Origin of the sequence: Nocardia sp. NPDC050718, from assembly GCF_040654235.1 — a bacterium.
Taxonomy (GTDB): Bacteria; Actinomycetota; Actinomycetes; order Mycobacteriales; family Mycobacteriaceae; genus Nocardia.
The window spans coordinates 1,933,474-1,956,923 of sequence record NZ_JBFAHQ010000001.1; the positions used below are offsets into that span (position 1 = coordinate 1,933,474).

A 23,450-nucleotide genomic window follows, 5' to 3' on the forward strand; every position below is an offset into this window, starting at 1 on the left:
CCCGGCCGGTGGCGGCGACCCCTCGCCGCCGCCACCGCGTCAGCGCAGCGCCGCCAAGCCGATCCGGTCGATCTTGCCGGTCGGTGTGCGCGGGAGTTCGTCGACGAACACCACGTCGCGGGGCGCTTTGAACCGGGCCAGGTGGGACTTCACATAGGTCCGGACGGACTCGGCGTCGAGCTCGCCCGCGCGGACGACGAACGCCGCCAGCCGCTGCCCGAACTCCTCGTCCGGCACCCCGACCACCGCGGCCTCGGTGACCGCCGGGTGCCGGTAGAGCAGGTCCTCGATCTCGCCGGGGAAGACGTTCTCGCCGCCGGAGACGATCATGTCGTCGTCGCGGCCGTCGATGAAGAGCCTGCCCTCGGCGTCGAAGTGGCCGAGGTCGCCGGTGCTCATCAACCCGCCGCGCAGCTGTTTGGAACCGCCGCCGGAGTACCCGTGGAAGGCGATCGAGTTGCCGACGTGGACCGTGCCGACCGCACCCGGCGTGGTGACCAGGGTGTCGCCGTCGTAGAGCGCCACCGTGATCCCGACCGGCGCCCGGCCGACCGTGCCCGGCGCGGCCAGCCAATCCCGCGGCGTGGCGATGGTGGCGGTGCCGGTCTCGGTGCAGCCGTAGAAGTTGTAGATCACCGGGCCGAAGACCTCGATCGCCCTGGTCCCCAGGGCCGACGGGAGCGCGGCACCGGCGGTGAACACGATCCGCAATGCACCGGTATCGGTGGCGGACAACGCCTCCGGGCCCAGATCGAGGATGCGGCGCAGCATGGTCGGGACGAGTACGACCATGTCGGCGTGATGCTCGGCGAGCTGGTCCAGGGCGCGGCGGGCGTCGAACCTGCCGTGCAGCACGATCGTCGACCCCAGATTCAGCGACAGGATGAACTGCGAGAGCGCGGTGCCGTGGAACAGCGGCGCGCACAGCAGCACCGTCTGTCCGCGCCGCAGCGGCACCCGGTCGACGAATTGCGCACCGGCCAAAGGCGATTCGACCCGGCGCGGAGCGCCCTTGGGTGTCCCGGTGGTGCCGCCGGTGAGCAGGACGAATCCGCCCTGCTCGGCCGGGACGGGCGCACGGTCCCCGGTGTCGGGGCCTTCGGTGTCGAGCCGGATGACGCCGTCGGCGATGGTCTCGGCGAGCGCGGCCAGGCTCGGGTCGAGAACCAGTGCCGCGACCTGCTCCCTGGCCAGCACATCGCGCAGCTGCGCCGCGCCGAACCCGGTGTTGAGCAGCACCAGCCGGGCGCCGAGCTTGCCCGCGGCGGCCATGGTTTCGACCAGGCGCCGGCCGTCGGGGCAGAGCACGCCGATGGTGTCGTCGGCGGTGATCCCCGCCGCGTGCCAGCGGCCCGCGATCGCGTCGGTCCGCCGGTCGAGTTCGCCGTAGCTGATCCGGTGGGCGCCGTCGACGAGCGCGATCCGGTCGGGCGCGCGACGGGCCGAGGTGAGGATGCCGCCGGCGATCGGGCCGTAGGTGCGCATCGCGCGGGCCGTCCGGACGAGCCGGTCGGGGCGCCGCAGGTCGATCAGTCCGGCGCGCTGCATGGCGTGCAGCTGCCGCGCCGTGGTGGCTACGGTGTGCGTCCAGGTCATCGCGAAACTCCTTGTCGGCGGGCGGTATCGGGCCGGATCAGCACAGCGTCGGCCCGGGATCGGCGCCCGCGGTCACCGCAAGCAGCCAGGCGACGGTGCCGAGCTCGGGCACGATCTCGGCGCTGATGTGCTCCGACATCGGCACCCGGAACATGCGCATGTTCACCCCGCGCGCGCAGTAGTCGGCGGCGATGCGGTCGATGGCGAGTTCGGCGGGCAGCAGCTGGTCGGTGGTCGAATGCCACATGAGCAGCGGGATGTCCGGGGTGTTCTCGGGACGGCCGAAGCTCGCCGCGGCGAGCCCCTCGTGCGCGGCGGCCAGCGCGGCGGCCGGATCGGTCAGATAGTCGGCGACCGGGCGCAGCAGCGTGGAGCCGACCGCGGTGTAGAGGCAGCGGTCCTCGAGATCGCGCGCGACCTGCTTGCCCTCGGGCGTGAGATAGGTCTGCAAGGCCTGGTCGAACTCGGGATATTCGCGCGCCAGACCAAGAATGGCCAGCCAGCCGGTGAAGTTGGCCTGCGGCTGGGCGCCGGAGATGGCGAACGGCGCGATCGCGACCTTGTCGCCGGGGATGCCGCCCTGCGCGCTGGCCCGCAGCGCGAGCTCGGGCGCGTAGCCGCGGTGCTGCTCGGCCGCCGACGCGGAGGAGTTGCCGCCGCCGGAGTACCCCCACAGGCCCACCGGTGACGCCTCCAGACCGAGGCCGCCGCGCTGGGCCGCCCGGATGCCGTCGAGCACCATCCGGCCCTCGCTCGGGGACATGATCGTGTTGCGCTTGCCGTCGAAATCGGTGACCACCACCGCCGCGCCCGCCGCCAGGAACTGGCCGATCAGCGCGACCTCCTTCTGGATGCCCGCGCGCAGCGTGTACGAGGGATTGCACTGCTGGCCGAGGCTGTCGATCGCCTCCTGATACGAGATCAGCGGGCGCGCACCGGGACCCAGCCAGGGGATGCCGGGCATCAGCACGGTGGTCGCGGTGGTGATCGGGTTGTCGCGGGCGTCGGTGCTGCGGAACAGGAGCTGGGTGGTGTGCACCGGGACCGGGATGCCGAGCGCGTAGGTCTGCACGATCCGGCTGCGGATCACGTCGCCGTTGGCGTAGGCCGCGATATCGGCCGGATCGGCGTACCAGGGGTCCTGCTGCGGGGTCGGCAGTGGCACGACCGCCGGATAGACCTGTGCCTCGTTCGGCAGCGGGGGGAGCTGGAAATCCTCGGCCCCGGCGGGACTCGCGGTCATCGCCAGCACGACGGCCAGCAGGGCGGGCACGCCGAGGCGCCGGGATCGGTGGGTGGCCGTGCTGCGCTGCATGGCATCTCCTTCGGTAGGTGATCCCGATTACAGCAGGTTCTCTTGTTAGGAACAAGAGTTCTTGTTCATATTGCGCGATCGGTAGGCTGAGCTGCGTGACGTCGACCGAGAAGAGTCCAGTTCGTTCCCGGCGCATCCAGGGGCTGGACGCCGAGCAACGCCGCGCCCGCAGGCGCGAGCAGATCCTGGCCGCCGCGTTCGAACTCATCGCCGCCGAGGGCTACGTCAACACCGCGATCGAGCAGATCTGCCAGACCGCCTTCGTCGGCAACAAGGCCTTCTACGAGCTGTTCGACAGCAAGGAGTCCTGCTATCTCGCGCTGCTCCAGCAGCTCAGCGAACGCGCCCAGGCCGAGGTCGCCACGGCGCTGGCCGAGTGCGCCGGCGGTCGCGACGAGGTGGTGTCGGTCGTCCTCGCCGCCTTCGCCCACTCCCTCGTCGACGACCCGCGCGTCGCCCAGGTCACCTTCGGCGAGGCCAGCGGCATCTCCGCCAAGGTCGAACAGCAGCGCCGCACCAACCGTCGCTGGGCCGCCCAATTCCTCGAAACCCTCTGGCGCGAATACGGTTTCGTCCCCGCCACCGGCATCGGCCTCGACCTGCACGCCCTCGCCGTCTCCACCATCGGCGGCCTGTTCGACACCGTCGCCGACTGGCTGCACAGCACCGGCGCAGGCACCACCGGCGACATCGACACCCTCATCCGCGACCTCACCGCATTCACCGACATCGTCCATTTGGGACTGGCGGCCGCGGCCGCCCGGTCAGCGGACTGAGGCCGACTGGTTCAGAGAATCTCGATCTGGGCGGGATCCGGCAGGATTCGAGGCCGATCGTCGGTGTACCAGGCGTACTCGATGCCGCTGAGCCAACCATTGGCGACCCACAGGATGAGCTCGCCGACGGGAGCCCCGTTGGAGTCGGTGACGGCTCCGTTGGCGAATATCCCATCGGCGGAGTCGACCGCCTGTTGAGGCCCCGGCAGCACAGCGAGGTCGACGCTCGGCGACCCGACACCCCACGTGGCGACGACCTGGGTGTACGGGATCTGCATCAGGTATTCGCCTGCGCCGGTGCCGCCGGCTGACAGCAACTTGGTGACAATTCCGGATTCGAGGTCGGTCAGAGGTCGTGGCTCAACGGGGATGCTGCTCATCGGTCTCCTCGTGGTCTGGGAACTGTCCTGCGCACCGTCGGACGCTCGCTGAGCTGAGACTCAGCCGAGTACCACCACTGCGCAGGCTGCGAGGAACAGGGCCTGGAGGGCGGTGCGGGCGGGGAGGGGCATGGATTTGATGCCCAGGTCGGCGTGGGCGGCGCGGATGTTGGCGGGGAACATGGCCAGGAGCAGGGCGAACAGGCAGGCGGCGGACAGGGGGGCGGTGGCGGGGATGAGCAGGCCGATGGCGCCTGCCAGTTCGAGGACGCCGGTGAGGGTGACCAGGGCGGCCGCGTTGGGGAGGCGGGGCGGGACCATGGCGATCAGGGCGGTGCGGCGAGGCTCGAGGAAGTGGGCGCTCGCGGTGAGGGCGAACATGGCGGCCAGGCCGAGGGCGATCGCGCGGGGCCAGGAATCCAGCCAGGACACGTCGGTGAGCAGGCCGATCAGCCTGGCCAGGGCGGTGACGACGGTGAGAACGATGAAGGGGGCCATGGGAACTCCTCGAAGCGGTGTCGACTGGTCTGCTGCCAATCTTGACACTGGAAAGATTGACACCGAAAGTCGAACTTGTCAATGACAAGTTTGTGCGTCAGGATCGAGGCATGACCAAGACCGGGTATCACCACGGGGATCTGCGGGCGGCGCTGCTCGACTCGGCGGCCGAGCAGATCGCGGCCGAGGGCGTCGAGGCGGTGTCGCTGCGCGCGCTGGCGCGCCGGGCGGGGGTCTCGCACGCCGCCCCCGCGCACCACTTCGGCGACCGGGCAGGCTTGTTCACCGCCCTGGCCATCGAGGGATTCGACCTGCTGGCAACGGAATTGGTGGCGGCGGGGGAGGACATGCGGGAGGTCGCGGTCGCCTATATCCGCTTCGCGCTGAGCAACCCGGGCCGGTTCGACATCATGTACCGGCGCGAGGTGCTGCGCGCGGACGACCCGGACTTGCTCGCCGCCCGCGCGCGGTCGGGTGCGGCGCTGCGATCGGGGATCGCCGAATTGCAGTCCGGGCAGTCGCCCGATCGGCAGCGCTCGACGCGGCTCGCCGCCTGGTCGCTGGTGCACGGATTCGCGACGCTGTGGCGGGAAGGGGCGCTCGACGGGTCGGAGCTGGCGTCGTCGGCGGATCCCGAAGTGCTGGCGCGCGAGATGCTCGCGACGGTGCAGTTCGACTGACGGCACAGAGATGGTCGGCCCGATGCCGTGCGCCACCACGACGCAGATCCGAACGCCAGACGCGCTGAACGGGATTCGCGCTGACCCGGACTCGCGCTGACCGGGATTCGCGCTGCCCCGGATCCGCGCTGCCCGAGGTCCGCTTCGGGGCCGGGTCTGCGCTGGTCCAGACCTGTGTCGGCTACCTGGGCGGCGCTCCGCCGGGACCCTGACCGCCCGGCGGCGGGGACCCCGCCGAGCCTCCACCGGGCGGCATCCCGGGAGAACCGTTGCCGGACTGGGTGTTCTGCGACTTCGCGGCGACACCGACGGTGAGGGAGACAGCCATGGTGGTGGCCGGGGTCCCGGTGACCGTGGCGAGTTCGGCGTCCCACCCGTCGCCGAAGACGTTGTCGGAGGACAGGGAGACGCCGGACATGTTCCGGATGCTCGCCGAATAGCCGGAGTCGGCGGCGAAGACGGCCTCGCAGGAATCCTGCGGGAGGGCGATCTGGGAGGTGAGGCGGGCGTTGTCGCCGGCCACGGCGGTGGCGAGATCGTCGTAGACCTCGAAGTGGATGTGCGGCCAGCGGCCCGCGTAGCAGGCGGGGAAGATCGAGGTGAAGCGGACGGTGCCGGTGTCGTCGGCGACCTGGACGCCGCGCAGATAGTTCTGGTCGGTGACGCCCTCGCTGTAGAGCGAGTACCGGCCCTCGCGGTCGCAATGCCAGACGTAGACCGCCATGCCCGCGCCCGCCGCGCTCGTGGTCAGGTCGCGCAGGTTCAGCGTGAGGGTCATCGGAACACCCTGGGCCACACCGGAGTACGCGCCGAAACTGGTGGTGAGGTCGGAGCGGACCACGCCCGATTCGATCAGCACGTTGGGTCCGTTGGAACCGTCACCCGGGTACGGGCCCGCCGTCTCCTGCGGCGCGGCGGCGGGGGTGGCCGAGTCGGTGGTGGTGGCGGTGGTTCCCGTGACGCCCGAATCGGTCGCCGAGGCGCAGGCCGCGGCGGCGGTCGCCACGCCAGCGGCGCCGATCAGGCCGAGGATCCGCCGTCGCGACATGACCCGCAGGTCGTGCCCGAGTCCGAGATCGTGGTCGTCCATCGCTACTCCTTCGCTCGTACCGTGTCCTCGACGACGGTAGGCGCGGGCGCTGCGCCGGAACTGGGAGGACGCTGGGCGTTCGCTGGGAGCCCGGCGCTCAGTCGGTGACGTACCCGTTGAGGCTGTCGCGCAGGTCGGTGAGGATCGCGCGGGCGGCGGTCAGGCCGGTGGTGTGCCAGACGCTGTCGTCGACGGCGAACACGCGCCGATCGGTCGAGGCGCCGAGCTCGGTGAACTCGTCCGAGCGCAGCACCCGCCTGCCGTGGTCCTCGCCCGGCTCGCCGTCGAACATCACGTAGATGATGTCGCCCTCGGCCTTGGTGGCCAGCTCCGCGGTGGTGATGTCGTAGGAGGTGCCGCGCTGTGCGGTCGGGCGCTGCACGCCGACATCGGAGAGCACCTGGGCCGCGAAGGTCTCGCTGCCCTGCACCTGGGTGGCGTCGGCGGTGAAGCGCAGCACCGAGGCCTGCGACTGGCTCGCGTTGAGCGCGGGGCCCAGGTCGCGCGCCTCGGTGAGGTAGTTCCGCAGGGCGGCGTCGGCGGCGTCGCGGCGGCCCATCCCGGCGGCGTAGGCCGCGAAGTCGGACTGCCAGCTGCCGCCGGACCCGATCAGGACCGTCGGCGCGATCGCGCTCAGCGCCTCGTAGCCACCGGCCGGGGCGACGTCGCCGAGGATCAGGTCGGGCTTCAGTTCGGCGATGCGCGCCGGGTCGGGCTGACCGATCGGGCCGACGCTGGGCACCTTCAGCACGCCGTAGCCGAGGTACATCGGCTGCGAACGCTCGCCGTCGAGGGTGACCGCGCCCGCGACGCGCTCCCACAGGCCCACCGCGCAGGCGGCGTCGAGCGCCGAGCTGGTGAGCACCACGATGCGCTGCGGGTCGGCGGGGACCTGCGTGGTCCCGGCGGCATGGGTGACGGTGCGGGTCGCGCCTGCGGCGGGATCGGGAGCGCTGGGCAGCGGGCACGCGGTCGCGGTGTCCCTGGCCACGCCGACGACACCGGCACCGGCGATATTGGTGGTGGTCCGGATGATCGTGCTCGCGTCGTCGTGCTTGTCCGCGCAGCCCGCGCTGACCACGGCGACGCACACCAGCGCGGCGACGGCGAGGACGCCACGCGAGCGGACGCGAACGCCCTGCTCGGCGGTGCGACGGAATCGGGTGCGTACTCGGGCGCTCACCGGCATGCGCACGAGGGTACTGCGTGGCGGGCGGGCCCGGCGCCGCGGGTTCGCGGGCCGGAGTCAGCGTCGGCTGGCGCGCCGGAACCCGATCGCGGCCGGGACCGCGAACAGCACGATCGCGCCGAGACACCACACCAGGGTCAGCGTCAGCGGCCGGGCGATGGGCCCGTGATCGGCCAGTCCGCGCATGGCGTCGACGGCGACCGACATGGGCTGGTTGCGCACGATCGGCTGGATCCAGGTCGGGAACGCGATCAGCGGGACGAAGCCGGTGCTGAAGAACATCATCAGCGAGGTGAGGATGGTGATGCCCTCGACCAGCGTGGCTTTCGCGGTGTAGACGGCGATCGCGGTGACGATGGTGGCGAAGGCGAGGCCGAAGAGCACCGGGATCAGCAGGAACACGACCGCGGCCAGCAGACCCTGATGGAAGCGGAAGCCGAGCAGCATGCCGACGAGCACCACGGCGATGGTGCCGAGCACGATCCGGCAGCCCTCGGCGAGGACGCGCGAGGCGATCCCCGAGGCCCGGTGCACCGGCAGCACCCAGAACCGCGCGAGCAGACCGGCGTCGCGTTCGCGCCCGAGCATGACTCCGCTGGCCACGGCACCGGAGAGCGCGCCGACGATGGCGACCATCGGCACCGAGCCGTAGAGCGCGTCGTCGCCGGTGAACTTCTGGATCTGCCCGCCGACGACGATGTCGAGCATGATCAGCAGCAGGCACGGGATGAGCAGGGTCTCCAGCAGGGTGACCGGGTTGCGGGCCCAGCGCAGCAGCAGGCGCTGGGTCTGGATCAGGGTGTGCCGGACCAGCGCGCCCGGCGAGGTCTCCGAACCCGCGGTTGACTGCTCGGTACGAGCGGCAAGCAGCGCCATCACGCCCTCCTCGAACTCAGCCGGATGGCCAGTGGGGTACAGATCAGCAGGATCGCCGCCAGCCACAGCAGCGACGGGAGCATCAGCGACCAGCTGACCGTGCCCGCGTTCCCCGCGGTGTCCCCGGCCAGCGCGCGCAGGACGGTCGCGAACTGCGAGACCGGCTGATTGCGGACGAACCACTGGATCCACTCGGGGAACTGGCTGGCCGGCGCGAGCCCGGTCGAGAGCATGCCGAAGATCAACGGCGGCAACACCAGTGCCTGGGTGGTGGCCTCGGGACTCTTGGACACCGTCCCGATGACATCGGCGCCCAGCGTGAACGCGATCCCGATGAGCAGCGAGAACGCCAGGAACCCCAGGGTGTGCGCGGCGTCGAGCCGGAAGCGGAAACCGATCACGTATCCGGACGCGACGGCCGCGGCCAGTGAGATCAGCAGCCGGAAGATGTTGGCCGACATCCGCGCCGCCACCGGCACCAGCGGACGCAGCGGCATCGCGCCGAACCGGCGGTTGAGCCCGGCCACGGCGTCGGTGGCCGAGCGGAATGCCGCCGAGATGGCGGTGAACGCGGCGGCCTGCAGGATCACCAGCGGCATCATGTACTGCGCGTAGCTGCTGAACCCGTTGCCGGAGAACATCATCACCGTCTTGAGCGGGATGTAGAAGCTCGCGGTGAAGGCCGCAGGCGCGACCACCGAGGCCAGCACCTCGCCGGTCTTGACCGAGGGCACGATCAACCGGGTGGTCAGCACCCACCACTGCTGCACTGTGTCCGGGGCGGCGCGGAAGTCCGTGCGCCAGGTGGTGGCGGTCACGACACGGCCTCCTGCGCCGTCTCGGTCGTGGCGAGGTGACCGGTGAGCTGGAGGAACACATCGTCGAGCGAGGGGCGGCGCAGCGCGATGTCGACGAGCTCGACCTCGGCGTCGTCGAGGCGGCGCAGTGCCTCGGCGAGGGTCTTGGCGCCGTCGGGGGCCGGGATGGTGATCCGGTCGGATTCCGGGGTCAGCGCGGCCAGGTTCTCGGCGGGCAGCAGCGAGCCGAGCGCGGCGACGATGGCGGGCATCTCCTCCAGGTCCAGCGGCACCACTTCGCAATAGCTGCCACCGGTGCGGTGTTTGAGCTCGTCGGCGGTGCCGGAGGCGATCACCACGCCGTGGTCGATGACGATGATCTGGTCGCTGAGCGCGTCGGCTTCCTCCAGGTACTGGGTGGTGAGCAGGGTGGTGATGCCCGCGGTCTTGAAGCTGCGCACCAGGTCCCAGACGCCCTGGCGGCTGCGGGGATCCAGACCGGTGGTCGGCTCGTCGAGGAACACCACATCCGGCCGGACCACCAGCCCGCAGGCGATGTCGATGCGCCGCCGCATGCCGCCGGAGTAGGTGCCGACCCGCCGGTTCGCGGCGCCCTCCAGGTCGAACTCGGTGATCAGCTCCCTGGCCCTGGCGCGGGCCGCCGGTTTGCGCAGCCCCATCAATCTGCCGAACATGACGAGGTTCTCGTAGCCACTGAGCATGTCGTCGAGCGCGGCGTACTGCCCGGTCAGCATGATCGATCGGCGCACCGCGGCCGGGTCGGCGACGACGTCGTGCCCGGCGACCACGGCCCGCCCGCGATCGGGCGTGATGAGCGTGGACAAGACGTTCACCATCGTCGTCTTGCCCGCGCCGTTGGGACCGAGGATGCCGAGCACCTCGCCGGGCGCGGCCACGAAGTCGACGCCGCGCAGCGCGTCGACCTCGCCGAAGGACTTCTCGATCCCTTCGACGACAACGCCGCCGCCGGTGGAGGTGAGGGTGGGGCTCGGTGCGACGCTCATGTCCGGTCTCCTGCTTCCATGTGGTCATCCAGCACCGGCGAGATCACCGACAGTGCGAGGGGATTGGTCAGCTCGTCGTGCGTGGTCTCGACGTCGTGGGCGACGATCGAGCCGGTCACGTAGGGGCGCCAGCCGTCGGGGCCCATCCATTCGCCGGGGTCGACCGCGGCGGTGAAATAGAGGACGTCGCCGTCGTAGACCGGGCGCTGGTAGCCGGTTCTGGTGCCGGCGGAGGCGTTGTAGGAGCCCGCCATCCGCTCGATGGTGGCCGCGTCGACGAGTTCGACGCCGCCGAGTTTCGCGGTGATGAGCTCGGCGGCCTCCTGCGCGGTGGCCTCGGCGGGCACGTTGTCGATCCCGAAGATCGAGCCGAAGGTGTTGATGAACGCGCCCGGCGTGAGCCGCTCGATGGTGTCACCGTCTATATCGGCGGTGTCGGTGTCCAGCAGCGCCACCACGCCGACCCGCTCGCCCGCCTCGGCCAGTTGCACCGCCATGGCGTGCGCGATCAGTCCGCCGAAGGACCAGCCGAGCAGGTGGTACGGGCCGTGCGGCTGGACCGCGCGGATCTCGCGCACATACCGCCGCGCGAATTCCTCGATGGACCGGGCCGAGGGTTCGCGGCCGCTGAGATCGGGCGCCTGGAGGCCGTAGATCGGTCGGCCCGGTCGCAGCCGCTCGGCGAATCCCAGGTAGCTCCACGACATTCCGGAGGACGAGTGGACGCAGAACAGCGCGGGTTTGTCGCCGCCGAGGCGGATCGGCAGCAGAACGTCGAGCCCGAGCCCGGTCGATCCGGCGCCCGCGGGTTCGACCGCCGCGAGCATCGCCGCGGCTTCCTCGGCGGACGCGCGTTCGGCTGCCGGGGATTCCGCGAAGCGCGCGGCCGCGGCCAGCGCCTCCGTCCACAGCTGGGCCAGCTCGGCGACGTCGTCGCGGTCGAGTAGCTCGGCGGGATAACCGAAGTCGGCGCGCAGCCGATCGCCGAGCACCATGGCGTTGATGTCGATGGCAGCCATGACCGGGACCGTGGCGTGTTCGCCGACATCCAGATCGCCGAACTCGTCGGTGGGCAGCCAGCCGAGACCTTCCAGCCCGGCCGGGATCTCGGCGGCGGTGTGCCTGCCGAGATAGTTGACGCAGATCTGGCCGGGCAGCCGTGCGGGCAGCTCCGCCGCGGTGTCGGGATTCAGGTAGCGCAGCAGCCCGAACCCGATGCCCTTGTCCGGCACCGACAGCAGTTCGTGTTTGACCGCGCGGATGGCCGCACCCATCGCCGGGCCGCCGGCGAACGCGTCGTCGATATCGATCTCGGCCAGTCCGAGCCGGACCGGGTACAGGTTGGTGAACCAGCCGATCGTGCGGGACAGGTCGGCGCCGGGCACGACTTCCTCCTGCCTGCCATGGCCTTCCAGCCGCAGCAGCGCGGACTTCTCGTCCACCCCGCGCCGGGCCCGCCAGCGCACCAGCGCCAGGGCGAGGGTGGCGAACAGCGCGTCGGTGACACCGCCGTGGAACAGGCCGGGCAGTGTGGTGAGCAGTGCGGTCGTGACGTCTTCGTCGACCTCGAGGTCGACGCGGCGCACGGTGTGGGCCTGGTCGACGGCGGGATCGAGGTGCCTGGTGCCCAGCAGCGGGTCGGGGCCGTCGACGATGTCGCGCCAGTAGCCGAGCTCGGCGCGGCGCCGGTCGGAGTGCGCGGCCTCGGTCAGCGCATAGGACCAGCGCCGCATCGAGGTCCCGGTCTCCGCGAGCACCGGTGTCGCGCCCGCCGACACCTGGGCCCAGGCACCGATCAAGTCCTGCACCAGGATTCGCCACGACACGCTGTCGATGGCGAGGTGGTGGGCCACCACGATCAGCCGGCCGGGCCGGGTGCGCGAGCCCGCCGCGCCGACCGGATCGAGCCAGACGAACTGGAGCACGACGCCGTCGGCGGGATCGAGCCGGTTCAGCGCGGAGTCGAGCTCGCTGCGCACGTCCTCGCGCAGTTCGGTCGGTTCGGCCGCGGCGTCGATCTCGGTGCGGTGCACCAGGGCATCCACCTCGATCGTGCCCGGTTCGGCCACCCGCAGCTGCCAGCCGTCCTCGTCGGACCACAGCCGCGCGCGCAGCATGTCGTGCCGGTCGATGACGGCGGTGAGCGTGGCGACGAGCGCCGAGCGCTCGATGCCGACGGGCAGTTCCAGCACCGCGGTCTGGGCGAAGCGGTCGAAATCGCCGCCGCGCTCGATCATGTACCGGACGATCGGGGTCAGCGGCAGGTCGCCGACCCCACCGCCGGGCAGCTCCTCGAGCGCCTCCACCGCGCCCGCGGCGTCGACGGCCGCGGCCAGCGCCGCGACGGTGCGATGCTCGAACACCTGCAGCGGTGTGCAGTGCACGCCACGCAGTTTCGCCTGTGTGACCAGCTGGATCGCCAGGATGCTGTCACCGCCGAGGGCGAAGAACGAATCGTCGACGCCCACCTGGTCGCGGCCGAGCAGTTCGGCGTAGACCTCCGCCAGCACGTGTTCGGTGGGTGTGCTCGGCGCCAGGTACGGCGCCTCCTCGGTGACGAACACCGGGTCCGGCAGGGCCTTGCGATCGAGCTTGCCGACGGCGTTGACCGGGATGGCGTCGAGGACGACGAAGGCGGCGGGCACCATATAGGCGGGCAGGCTGTCGGCGGCGACGGCCCGCACGCGCGCCAGATCGAGATCGGCGCCGGGCATGCGGACCAGGTAGGCCGCCAGCGCCGTCGCCCCGGTGGGACCGGGAACACCCAGTGTCACCGCGAGATCGACGCCGTCGATGCCGCCGAGTACCGCGTCGATCTCCCCGAGCTCGATGCGCTGACCGCGTACCTTCACCTGGAAGTCGGTGCGGCCCAGGTATTCCAGCGTCAAGCCGAGCTCCGGCGGGATGATCCAGCGCACCAGATCGCCCGTGCGGTACAGGACTTCGCCGGGCGCGCCGTAGGGGTCGGCGACGAAACGGGCGGCGGTCAGGCCGGGGCGGGCGTGGTAGCACCGCGCGGTGGCGGTGCCGGTCAGATACAGCTCACCGGCGACGCCGACCGGCACCGGCCGCAACCGGTCGTCGAGCACCAGCACGGCCGCCCCCCGGATCGGCGTGCCGATGGTGACCGGCGCGGTGGTGGACAGCGGCGCGGAACCCGTTGCCCAGATGGTGTATTCGGTCGGACCGTACAGATTCACCATGCGCCGTCCGGTGGCTCCGCCGCACCAGCGCCCGACCAGATCGGGGCCGATCGCCTCGCCCGCCACCGCGAGCACCCGCACGCTCGACACCTCGGCGGGATCGATGGTGGCCAGCGCGGACGGCGTGATCACCATGTGCGTGACCGCCTCGGCGGCGATCAGCTCGGCCAGCGGCGCGCCACCGAAGACCTCGGGCGGCGCGATCACCGAAGCGCCGCCGCAGCCGAACGCCATCAACGCCTCGAAGATCGACGCGTCGAAACTCGGCGAGGCGACCTGGAGGACCCGGGACCGGTCGTCCAGGCCGAGATCGGCGCGCTGGGCCGCCACCAGATCGGCCAGGCCGCGATGGGTGACGGTGACGCCCTTGGGCGTTCCGGTGGACCCGGAGGTGTAGATCATCCAGGCCGGATTCTCCGGCCGGATCGGTGCGGGGAGCTCGTCGGCGGTGAGCGCGGCGTCGTCGGCGGCGCGCAGCCGGGCGACGATATCCGGGTCGTCGAGGACCAGCCAGCGGGTGGTGTCCGGCAGGCTCGCGCGGTACGCGGTGAGCGTGAGCCCGACGCGGGCACCGGAGTCGGTGAGCATGTGGTCGATGCGCTCGACCGGATGCTTCGGGTCGACCGGCAGGAACGCGGCACCGGCCTTCGCGGCCGCCCAGATGCCCGTGTGCAACTCGGCGCAGCGGGGCAGGCCCAGGGCGACAACGGTTTCGGCGCCTGCGCCCGCGTCGATCAGCAGGCGGGCCAGCTGGTTCGAGTGGGCGTCGAGCGCGCGATAGGTGGTCGTGGTCCCGGCGACGAGGGCGGGATGGTCGGGGTAGGCCGCGGCGGTGTCGGCGAGCAACCGGGGCAGCGTGACGGTGCCCGCGGTGGCGGGGCCGCGGACCGGAATCAGTTCCGCGCGTTCGCCCGCGTCGAGCAGGTCGATATCGGCGACCCGGATGTCGAGGTCGGCGAGCACGGCCGTGAGGACGCGTTGCCAGCGGGTCACGAACGCGGCGACCGTGCCCGCGTCGAACAGGTCGGTCGCGTAGGTGAGTACGCCGTCGAGACCGGCGGGTCCGGTGTCGGTGAATCGCTCGCGCAGATCGAGGGTGAGATCGAAGGCCGAGGCGTCGCGGTCGAAATCCTCGACCTCGAACCGCACTCCGGCCAGTTCCAGCACCGGCTCGACGAAGTTCTGCAACGACAGCGACACCTGGAAGATCGGGTGGTGGGCGGTCGAGCGGGTGGGGTCGAGCGACTGGACGAGCTGTTCGAAAGGCACATCGGCGTGGGCGAACGCGTCGAGATCGGTGGTGCGGACCTCGGCCAGTACCTGGCGGAAGCTCGCGCCGGGGTCGATCGGCGTGCGCAGCGCCAGGGTGTTGACGAACATGCCGACGAGGTCGTCCAGCGCCGCCTCGCCGCGTCCGGCGACGGGAGTGCCGACGACGACATCGCCGGTCCCGCTCAACCGCGCGAGCAGCACCGCGAGCGCGGCGTGCACGATCATGAAGACGCTGACATTGCCGTTCGCCGCGGCCTCGACCAGCGTGCGGTGCACCTGCTCGTCGATCGCGAAGGCGAGGTCGGCGCTGCGCATCGTCTGCACCGCGGGGCGCGGCCGGTCGGTGGGCAGTTCCAGGGCGTCCGGTGCGCCGGCGAGGGTGTCGGCCCAGTACCGGATCTGCCGCGCGGCCACGGATTCCGGGTCGGTCGCGCTGCCGAGGAGTTCGCGATGCCACAGCGCGAAGTCGGCGTACTGCACGGTGAGCGGGGCCCGGGTCGGTGCCGCGCCCGCCACCCGCGCCGAGTAGGCGGCCACCAGGTCACTCGCGAGCGGGGCCATCGACGCGCCGTCGGCGCTGATGTGGTGCACCACCAGGACGACGACGTGCACGGGGACCGCGTCGCCGACCAGCCGGAACAGCCCGACGCGCAGGGGCGCTTCCCTGGTGAGATCGAACCCGGTGCCCGCCAGCTCGGTGATCCGCGCACGCAGTGGCGCACCGTCCTCGGTGTCGAGCACCGGCATGGGCGGGGTGGCGGCGTCGATCCCGACGACCACCTGACGCGGCCCCTCGGTATCGGCCGGATAGCGGGTACGCAGGCTCTCCTGCCGCGCGATCACATCGGTGAGCGCCAGGCGCAGTGCCTCGATGTCCAGGTCGCCGGTGAGCCGCAGGGCGATCGCGATGTTGTAGGCGGCCGAGCCGGGGTCGAGCTGGTTGAGCACCCACATTCGCTGCTGCGCCGGCGAGAGCGGGACCCGGTCGGGGCGCACCCGCGCGGCCAGCGCCGGGCGGCCGGGACCGCCCGCGGCGGCGGGGACCACGCGGGACGCCAGCTGTGCCACGGTCGGCGCGTCGAACAGATCGCGCAGGGCGATGGTGGAACCCAGCGCCGAGTTCACCCGGGCGACAACCTTGGTCGCGCTCAGCGAGTTGCCGCCGAGCTCGAAGAACGACTGGTCGACGCTCACCTGCTCGGCTCCGATCACCTCCGCGAACACCGCGGCCACCGCCGCCTCGGTCGCCGTCCGTGGCGCGAGGTACGGGCGCTGGGCCGCCGCGAAGTCCGGCACCGGCAATGCCTTGCGATCCAGCTTGCCCACGGGCGTGAGCGGAATCTCGTCGAGCACGACGACATACGCGGGCACCATGTACCCCGGCAGTTCCGCCGCGACGGCCGCGCGCACCCGTTCGGTCTCGAGGTCGACGCCGGGTGCGGGCAGTACATACGACACCAGCACGGTCGCCCCCGCCGGTCCGGCGCGCCCGATGGTCACCGCGTACTCGATCTCCTCGTCGCGTGAGAGCACCGCGTCGATCTCACCGAGCTCGATCCGCAGGCCACGGATCTTCACCTGGAAATCGCTGCGCCCCAGGTACTCCAGGGCGAGCGCGCCGTCCTCGACCACCCAGCGGACCATGTCGCCGGTGCGGTACATGCGGTCACCGGGCGCGCCGTACGGGTCGGCGACGAACCGGCTCGCGGTCATCTCGAACCGGTTGAAATAGCCGCGCGCCAGCGCAGGCCCCGCCAGGTACAGCTCGCCCGCGATACCCACCGGCACCGGCCGCAACCAGCCGTCCAGCACGACCACCGCGGCACCCCGGATCGGTCCGCCGATGGTGATCGGCTCGCCCGCGACGAGTTCGGCGGGACCGGTGGCCCAGATGCTGAACTCGGTGGGGCCGTACAGGTTCACCATCCGGCGTCCGGCCGACCACTTCTCGATCAGCTCGGGGGTGGCGGCCTCACCGGCGACCGAGAGCACCCGCAGATCGGTGAGTTCGGCCGGTTCCATGGTGGCCAGCGCCGACGGGGTGATCACCGCATGGGTGACCCGCTCGGCCCGCAGCAGCTGTTCGAGTTCGCCGCCGCCGTACACCTCCGGCGGCGAGACCACGAGCCGCCCGCCCGCCGAGTGCGCGGTGAGCATCTCGAAGACCGAGGCGTCGAAGCTGGGCGAGGCGACCTGCAGCGCGCTCGCCGTCGGGTCCAGCGCCAGTGTTTCCCGTTGCGCGGTGGTGAGATTCGCGATGCCGCGATGACTGAGCAGCACCGCCTTCGGCTTGCCGGTGGAGCCGGAGGTGTAGATCAGGTAGGCGGTGTGGTCGATGTCGATCGGGCCGCCGCGCTCGGCGTCGGTGATCGGCGCGTCGGAGACCAGCATCACCCGGCGCAGCGTGTTCAGGTCGTCGAGCAGCAGCCAGTCGATGGTGCCGGGCAGTGTCTCACCGGTCGCGGTGACGGTGACGCCGATCGGCGCCTTCGAGTCCTCGAGCATGTGCTCGATCCGCTCCACCGGATAGCTCGGGTCCAGCGGGACGAAGGCCGCGCCGGTCTTGGCCAGCGCCCACACGGCCACCACCGATTCCAGCGACCGGGTGAGCGCGAGCACCACGAACACCTCGGGGCCGACCCCGCGGCCCAGTAGCACCCGGGCGAACCGGTTGGACCAGGAATCCAGGTCGCGGTAGCTCATCCGCAACTCGCCCGCGCTGACCGCGACGGCGTCGGGATCGATGCGCGCGCCCGCGGTCAGGATCTCGGGCATCGTCCGCATCGGCACAGAGGGCAGCCCGCGGACCGGCGCCAGCCGCGCCAGTTCGGTGTCGTCGCAGTACTGCACCTGCGACACCAGATCGTGCGGATGCGCGGCGAGCTGACCGAGCAGCCGGACGAACCGGTCAAGCAGCGACTGCGCCGCGGTGGCGTCGAGCTGATCGGCCATGAACTTCACCGAGATCCGCAGCGCGTCACCCGCGCCCTGCTCGCCGCGCAGCGGGATCACCATGAGATTGAGCGGATACGGCGTCGCGTCGGTGCCCTCGACGTCGAGCACCCGCATCCCCGCGATGTCCAGCGCCTGCGACAGCGCCTCCCGGTCGATCGGGTAGGACTCGAAAACGGTGAGGGTGTCGAACAATTCGGCCAGCCCGACCGCGCGGTGGATCGCGGCGAGGCCGACGTGCTGATGGTCCATCAGCCGCGCCTGTTCGGCCTGCACCCGGGCCAGCAGATCGGACACCTTCTCGGCGGGGTCGAGGGTCACCCGCACCGGGACGGTGTTGATGAACAGCCCGACCATCTCCTCGACGCCGGGCAGCTCCGGCGGCCGTCCCGACACCGTGCTGCCGAACACCACGTCGGTGCGGCCGGTGAGCATGGCCAGCAGCAGCGACCAGCTGGTCTGCACCAGGGTGTTCACCGTCGCGCCCGCCTCGCGGGCCGCGCCTTCGAGCTCGGCGACCGTCGCGGCGGACAGCTCGCGGGTGACCATCGCGGTCTCCGGTGAGGCGATCCCGGCCAGGGTGGGGACCGCGCGCGTCGGGGTGTCGATCCCGGCGAGCGACTGCTGCCAGGCGGCGAGCGAGGCGTCGGTGTCCTGGTCGGCGAGCCAGGCCAGGAAGTCACGGTAGGAGCGGGCGGGCGGCAGCACCGACGGATTGCCCGCGGTGACGTAGAGCGCCAGCAGTTCCCGCACCAGCAGCGGCGTCGACCAGCCGTCGAGCACCAGGTGGTGATTGGTCATGATCAGCCGGAAGTGGCCGGGCGTGGTGGTGACCAGGGTGAAGCGGATCAGCGGGGGACGGGTGAGGTCGAAGCGGGTCAGCGCGTCGAGGGCGATGATCCGGTCGAGTTCGCGGGTGCGTTCCGCGTCGTCGGCGACATCGGTGAGATCGATGTCGGCCCAGTGGATCTCGGCGTCGGCGAGGACCAGCTGACGCGGGCCGTCGTCGGTCTCGACGAACGCCACCCGCAGGTTCTCGTGCCGGTCGACGAGGGCCTGGGCCGCGGCGCGCAGGCGGGTGGTGTCGACCGTCCCGGACAGGGTGAGCATCGACTGCACCGTGTAGCCGTCGGCGGTGTCGGAGTCGTAGAGGGCATGGAAGAGCAGGCCGTACTGGAGCGGCGAGAGCGGCCACACATCGGCGAGATTCGGATAGGCCTGTTCCCAGCGCTCGATCTGCGGCTGATCGACGGTGACCAGCGCGAAGTCCGACGGGGTGCGGCCACCGGCGCCGTCGGAGCGCGCGTGGTCGGCGAGCGCGCGCAGCGCGGCGGTCCACAGCTCGGCCAGTGCGTCGACGGCGTGCTCGTCGAGCAGTCTGCTCGCATAGGCCCAGGTGACCTCGAGCCCGGCGTCGGTCAGCACGGCGTTGATGTCGACGACGGCGGCCAGCGGGGCCCGGTCGTCGTTGGTGGCGGCGAACCGGCGCGGCATCCACGGATCGTCGCCGGTCACCGCGCGGCCGAGATAGTTGAAGCTCAGCTGGGGTGTCGGGGCGTCGGCGAGCGCGGCGGCGGTGTCGCTGTTCAGGTACCGCAGCAGGCCGTAGCCGACACCGCGATCGGGCAGCGACCGCAGCTGTTCCTTGGTGGCCTTGATCGCGGACCCGGCCGCCGGGCCACCGGCGAAGGCGTCGGCGAGATCGATGCCGGCCAGATCGACGGCGACCGGGTACACGCTGGTGAACCAGCCGACCGTGCGCGCGACATCGGCGCCGGGCAGCAGCGACTCGTCGCGGCCGTGGCCCTCCAGGGTCAGCAGCGCGCCGGTGCGGTCGCGCCAGCGGCACACCGCCATCGTCAGGGCGGCGAGCAGGACATCGTCGGCGCCGCAGTGGAATCGCTCGGGCACGGTGGTGAGGACGGCGTGCGCCAGCTCCGGCGGCACCGTACTCAGCCGCTGCGCCATGGTGGCGACGACGTCGACGGCCGGATCGAAGGAGATCGGCGCGGTGGCGAACGACGGGTCCGGCATCGCCAGGACGCGCTGCCAGCCCGGCAGTTCGCCGGCGCGGGCCGCGGCATCGTCGGCCTGGCTGTGCGCCCAGCGGCGGAAGGAGGTACCGACCGGCTCGAGCGTGCCGCCGAAGGCGGCGGTCGCCAGGTCCGGCAGCAGGATGCGCCAGGAGACGCCGTCGGTGACCAGGTGGTGCAGGACCAGCCAGCACAGTGGGGGAGCCGCGTCGCGTTCGAGCAGCACGAACCGGGCGACCGCGCCGACGGTGGGATCGAGCCGGTCCGCGGCGTCGGCGAGGGCGCGGTCGACGGCGTCCTCGGTGTCGGCCCCGACCACATCGATCAGCGGGTCGGCCGTCACCGAACCCGGTTCGGCGACAACCCATTCCCAGCCCTCAGGCGTGCCGCGCAGCGTCGACCGGAGCAGATCGTGGTGATCGAGCAGCGCTTGCACCGCCGTCGCTAGTGCCGCGCGGTCGATGCCGTCGGGCAGGCCGATCAGCACCGCCTGGCCGTACCGGCCCCAGGGGTCACCGTGCTCGACCATCGCGCGCACGATCGGCGTGAGCGCCACCGGACCGACACCGCCACCGGGCAATTCGTGCACCACGTGCACCTCGGTGTCGGCCGCCACCGCGGCCAGCGCGGCGACGGTCTTGCGCTCGAACACATCCCGCGCACTGAACGCGATACCGGCGGCCTTCGCCCGCGACACCAGCTGGATGGAGACGATGCTGTCTCCGCCCAGCGCGAAGAAACTGTCGTCGACGCCGACCGATTCCAGGCCGAGCACCTCGGCGAACAGGGCGGCGAGCGCTTCCTCGCGCGGGGTCGACGGCGCCCGGCTGGCGACGGCGCGCGCGGTGAAATCCGGTGCGGGCAGCGCCTTGCGATCCACCTTGCCCAGCGGTGTGAGCGGGACCCGGTCGAGCACCATGACGACCGAGGGCACCATGTACGCCGGAAGGCTCTCGCCGACCGCCGCTTTCACGGCCTCGGGATGGACCTCGGCACCGGGTTCGGTGGTCACATAGGACACCAGGGCGGTCGCGCCCGCCGCGGTCTCGACGCCGAGGGTGAGCGCGAAATCGATCTCGGGCAGCCGTTGCAGCGCGGCGTCGATCTCGCCGAGCTCGATCCGGAAGCCGCGCACCTTCACCTGGAAGTCGCTGCGGCCCTGGTACTCCAGCACGAACCGGCCGTCGTCGTCGTGCCAGCGCACCAGATCGCCGGTCCGGTACATCCGTTCCCCTGGCGCGTGCGGATTCGCGACGAACCGGCTCGCCGTCAGCCCGGTGCGCCGGTGGTAGCCGCGGGCGACGCCGGGGCCGGCGAGATACAGCTCGCCGACGGTGCCCGCCGGGACCGGACGCAGCCAGGGATCGAGCACCAGGCCGGTCACCCCGCGCACCAGGCTGCCGATCGTCACCGGCGCGTCGGGGACGAGGGGACCGGTGAGGGTGGTCGTCACGGTGGTCTCGGTGGGGCCGTAGCCGTTGAGCAGCGTGCGGCCCGCCCACTTGGCCACCAGCTCCGGCGGGCACGCGTCGCCGCCGACGACGATCGTGCGCAGGTCGGGCAGGGTCGCCGGATCGAGCGAGCCGACGACGGCCGGGGTGACATTGAGATGGGTCACCCGGTGCGCGCGCAGCACCTGCGCCATGTCCTCGCCCGCGTACGCCGAGGGCGGCACCACCGCCAGGCTCGCGCCCGCCGCCAGCGTCACCAGGATCTCCTCCACGGAGATGTCGAAGCTCGGCGAGACCGCATGGGCGACCACGGCGGCGGCGTCGACCCCGAACCCGGCGCCCGAGCTCGCGACCAGATTGGCCAGGCCGCGATGCGAGACGAGCACGCCCTTGGGCAGACCGGTCGAACCGGAGGTGTAGATGATGTAGGCGACCTGATCCGGCCGCACCGGGGCGCGGCGCTCGGCATCGCCGATCGGCCCGGCGTCCTGCGCGGCGATCCGCGCGAGGGTGGTCTCGTCGTCGAGGGTGAGCCAGTCGACCCGGTCCGGCAGCGATTTCCGTGCCTGGGCGACGGTCAGCCCGCTGACCACGCCGCTGTCGTCGACCATGTGCTCGATCCGGTCGGCCGGATAGGTGGGATCGATCGGGACGAACGGCGCGCCCGTCTTGGCCACCGCGATAGTCGCCAGCACCGAGTCCGCCGAGCGCGGAATCGACAGGGCGACACCGTGTTCGGGGCCCGCTCCGGCGGCGATCAGGACCCGGGCCAGCCGGTTGGTGTAGTCGTCGACCGCGCGGTAGGTCAGCGTCTCGTCGGTGCCCCAGCGCAGGGCCACCGCGTCCGGGTCGAGCGCGGCGCCCGCCGCCAGGATCTCCGGCAGCGTGCGGATGTCGACCCCGGCCGGCCCGCGCGCGGGCACCGAGACGGCCTCCTCGGCGGGCGAGAGGACCGGCACCGCCGACAGCGGCGCCTCGGGTCCGGCGACCAGGAACCGGTGCAGGAACCGCAGGAAGCGCGCGTGATGCGCCGCCAGGTCGGCCTCGCTGTACAGGTTGCCGTTGCCCTGGAGGTCGATGTGGGTGCTCTCGCCGCCGACGCCCGGATACAGGTTGACGAACAGGTCGTCGATCAGGCCGGAGGTGAGCACGTGCAGCCGCCCGACGACCGGGCCGAGCGCGATCCTGGTGTCGACCATCATCAGATTCACGGCCGGGCCGAACGAGGTGGCCTCGTCCATCGCCCAGCCGAGATCACGGACGATGTCCTCCTGGCGGTAGCGCTGGCGGCGCAGCGCGCCGGTCAGCTCACCCTGCACGGCGAGGATCGCCGCGCCGACGGTCGTCGTCGGGTCCAGGGTGACCCGCAGCGGGACGACATTGGCGAGCATGCCGCCGGAGCGGCGCAGCGTCGCGGAGGTCCGGGCCGACACCGGCAGGCTCAGCACCACTTCCGGCGCACCGGTCATCGCGGCCAGATAGGCGCCGAACGCGGCGACCACCGTCGGCGCGACGCCCGAATTCACGGCGGCGGCAACGGAATCCAGCAGGGCGGCGGTCTCGGTCGGCAGCGCGCCGGAGACCCGGTTGGGGTGGCCGTCGACCTCGGCGTCGCGGCCCGCCAGATTCACCGGGTCCGCCATCGCGGCCAGGTGCTCGCGCCAGTACTCGCGGTCCGCGCTGAACCGGTCCGAGGTGCGGTAGGCCAGATCGGCCTCGACGATCTTCTGCAGCGGCTCGGCCTTGGCCGGCGGCGCCTCCCTGCCCTCGACAGCGGCGTTGTACAGCTCGCCGGTGCGCTGCACCAGGGCCAGCGCGCCCATCCCGTCCAGCACGATGTGGTGCATCCGCGAGTACCAGAACCAGCGGTCGTCGGCGACCCGGATCATGGCCAGCCGGACCAGGCGGTCGCGCATCACGTCCAGGGGCGCGGCGTACTCGGCGCGCATCCACGCGTGCGCGGCCGCGACCGGATCGGGCTCGGCGCGCAGATCCAGCTCGGCCATCTCCTCGTCGAGGGAGAGGTCGACGAGCTGATGGGGTTGTCCGTCGATGTCGATCAGGCGCAGATAGCCGGTGCCGAACTCGCGACCGGTCTGCCGCACGACCCGCACCAGCAGATCGTGGTCGACGGGACCACTCAACTCGACGTATTGGGCGATGGAGATGGGGGTGTCACCCGCGATGTGCTGGGCGAACCAGATACCGCGCTGGGCCGCGGACAGCGGGAAGGCACTCTCGGAAGGCTGGGTCATGAGCGGACCTGCGTTCTCATGTCTGGAGCTCGGTATTCACCTGTGTGTCCCCGACCGGCGGG

The 23,450-nt window shown here is 71.6% G+C and carries 12 protein-coding genes; 2 read left to right on the forward strand and 10 right to left on the reverse strand.

Annotated features, from left to right (window positions below):
• Nucleotides 1-39: 39 nt before the first annotated feature.
• Entirely contained in the window at nucleotides 40-1,596 is a 1,557-nt protein-coding gene (locus tag AB0H54_RS08800) for an AMP-binding protein (RefSeq protein ID WP_357343906.1), read from the reverse strand.
• Between the two features lie 37 nt (nucleotides 1,597-1,633).
• Nucleotides 1,634-2,911: a lipase family protein gene (locus AB0H54_RS08805; RefSeq protein ID WP_357343908.1), complete on the reverse strand. Its 1,278-nt coding sequence runs from the start codon at nucleotides 2,909-2,911 to the stop codon at nucleotides 1,634-1,636.
• 95 nt (nucleotides 2,912-3,006) lie between these two features.
• Here AB0H54_RS08805 and AB0H54_RS08810 point away from each other — a divergent pair, with 95 nt between their 5' ends.
• Complete coding sequence (locus AB0H54_RS08810; protein ID WP_357343910.1) at nucleotides 3,007-3,687, forward strand: TetR/AcrR family transcriptional regulator; 681 nt, start codon at nucleotides 3,007-3,009, stop codon at nucleotides 3,685-3,687.
• Nucleotides 3,688-3,698: 11 nt separating this feature from the next.
• Here the strand turns inward: AB0H54_RS08810 and AB0H54_RS08815 are convergent, their stop codons facing one another.
• Both AB0H54_RS08815 and AB0H54_RS08820 read right to left on the reverse strand, forming a co-directional pair.
• Entirely contained in the window at nucleotides 3,699-4,067 is a 369-nt protein-coding gene (locus AB0H54_RS08815) for a hypothetical protein (RefSeq protein ID WP_357343912.1), read from the reverse strand.
• Between the two features lie 60 nt (nucleotides 4,068-4,127).
• Complete coding sequence (locus AB0H54_RS08820; RefSeq protein ID WP_357343914.1) at nucleotides 4,128-4,565, reverse strand: hypothetical protein; 438 nt, start codon at nucleotides 4,563-4,565, stop codon at nucleotides 4,128-4,130.
• A 110-nt stretch (nucleotides 4,566-4,675) separates the two neighbouring features.
• On the opposite strand from AB0H54_RS08820, the gene AB0H54_RS08825 reads away from it, so the two are divergent.
• Nucleotides 4,676-5,245 carry a TetR/AcrR family transcriptional regulator gene (locus tag AB0H54_RS08825; RefSeq protein ID WP_357343915.1) on the forward strand — a complete coding sequence of 190 codons (570 nt, stop codon included), beginning with the start codon at nucleotides 4,676-4,678 and terminating at the stop codon, nucleotides 5,243-5,245.
• Nucleotides 5,246-5,426: 181 nt separating this feature from the next.
• Here the strand turns inward: AB0H54_RS08825 and AB0H54_RS08830 are convergent, their stop codons facing one another.
• The 6 genes from AB0H54_RS08830 to AB0H54_RS08855 form a co-directional block, all read right to left on the reverse strand.
• Nucleotides 5,427-6,335, reverse strand: coding sequence for a dioxygenase (locus AB0H54_RS08830; protein ID WP_357343917.1), 909 nt, complete (start codon nucleotides 6,333-6,335; stop codon nucleotides 5,427-5,429).
• Between the two features lie 97 nt (nucleotides 6,336-6,432).
• Nucleotides 6,433-7,524 (reverse strand): ABC transporter substrate-binding protein, encoded by a 1,092-nt coding sequence (locus AB0H54_RS08835; RefSeq protein ID WP_357343919.1) that lies wholly within the window; start codon nucleotides 7,522-7,524, stop codon nucleotides 6,433-6,435.
• Between the two features lie 57 nt (nucleotides 7,525-7,581).
• On the reverse strand, nucleotides 7,582-8,400 hold the full coding sequence (locus AB0H54_RS08840) for an ABC transporter permease (protein WP_357343921.1): 819 nt from the start codon (nucleotides 8,398-8,400) through the stop codon (nucleotides 7,582-7,584).
• Complete coding sequence (locus tag AB0H54_RS08845) at nucleotides 8,400-9,218, reverse strand: ABC transporter permease (protein ID WP_355282209.1); 819 nt, start codon at nucleotides 9,216-9,218, stop codon at nucleotides 8,400-8,402. The genes AB0H54_RS08840 and AB0H54_RS08845 overlap by 1 nt, the downstream gene beginning before the upstream one ends.
• Nucleotides 9,215-10,222, reverse strand: a complete 1,008-nt coding sequence (locus AB0H54_RS08850; RefSeq protein ID WP_357343923.1) for an ATP-binding cassette domain-containing protein — start codon at nucleotides 10,220-10,222, stop codon at nucleotides 9,215-9,217. Before AB0H54_RS08850 ends, AB0H54_RS08845 begins: the two co-directional genes overlap by 4 nt.
• A complete protein-coding gene (locus AB0H54_RS08855; RefSeq protein ID WP_357343925.1) occupies nucleotides 10,219-23,388 on the reverse strand; it encodes an amino acid adenylation domain-containing protein in 13,170 nt (4,389 codons plus the stop codon). Before AB0H54_RS08855 ends, AB0H54_RS08850 begins: the two co-directional genes overlap by 4 nt.
• Between the last annotated feature and the right edge of the window lie 62 nt (nucleotides 23,389-23,450).

Bases quoted from the DNA above. Each gene is read 5' to 3' on its own strand.
- AB0H54_RS08815 (WP_357343912.1), bottom strand. From the start codon at position 4,067: ATGAGCAGCATCCCCGTTGAGCCACGACCTCTGACCGACCTCGAATCC.
- AB0H54_RS08840 (WP_357343921.1), bottom strand. From the start codon at position 8,400: ATGGCGCTGCTTGCCGCTCGTACCGAGCAGTCAACCGCGGGTTCGGAG.
- AB0H54_RS08855 (WP_357343925.1), bottom strand. From the start codon at position 23,388: ATGACCCAGCCTTCCGAGAGTGCCTTCCCGCTGTCCGCGGCCCAGCGC.
- AB0H54_RS08800 (WP_357343906.1), bottom strand. From the start codon at position 1,596: ATGACCTGGACGCACACCGTAGCCACCACGGCGCGGCAGCTGCACGCC.
- AB0H54_RS08830 (WP_357343917.1), bottom strand. From the start codon at position 6,335: ATGGACGACCACGATCTCGGACTCGGGCACGACCTGCGGGTCATGTCG.
- AB0H54_RS08850 (WP_357343923.1), bottom strand. From the start codon at position 10,222: ATGAGCGTCGCACCGAGCCCCACCCTCACCTCCACCGGCGGCGGCGTT.
- AB0H54_RS08835 (WP_357343919.1), bottom strand. From the start codon at position 7,524: ATGCCGGTGAGCGCCCGAGTACGCACCCGATTCCGTCGCACCGCCGAG.
- AB0H54_RS08805 (WP_357343908.1), bottom strand. From the start codon at position 2,911: ATGCAGCGCAGCACGGCCACCCACCGATCCCGGCGCCTCGGCGTGCCC.
- AB0H54_RS08825 (WP_357343915.1), top strand. From the start codon at position 4,676: ATGACCAAGACCGGGTATCACCACGGGGATCTGCGGGCGGCGCTGCTC.
- AB0H54_RS08820 (WP_357343914.1), bottom strand. From the start codon at position 4,565: ATGGCCCCCTTCATCGTTCTCACCGTCGTCACCGCCCTGGCCAGGCTG.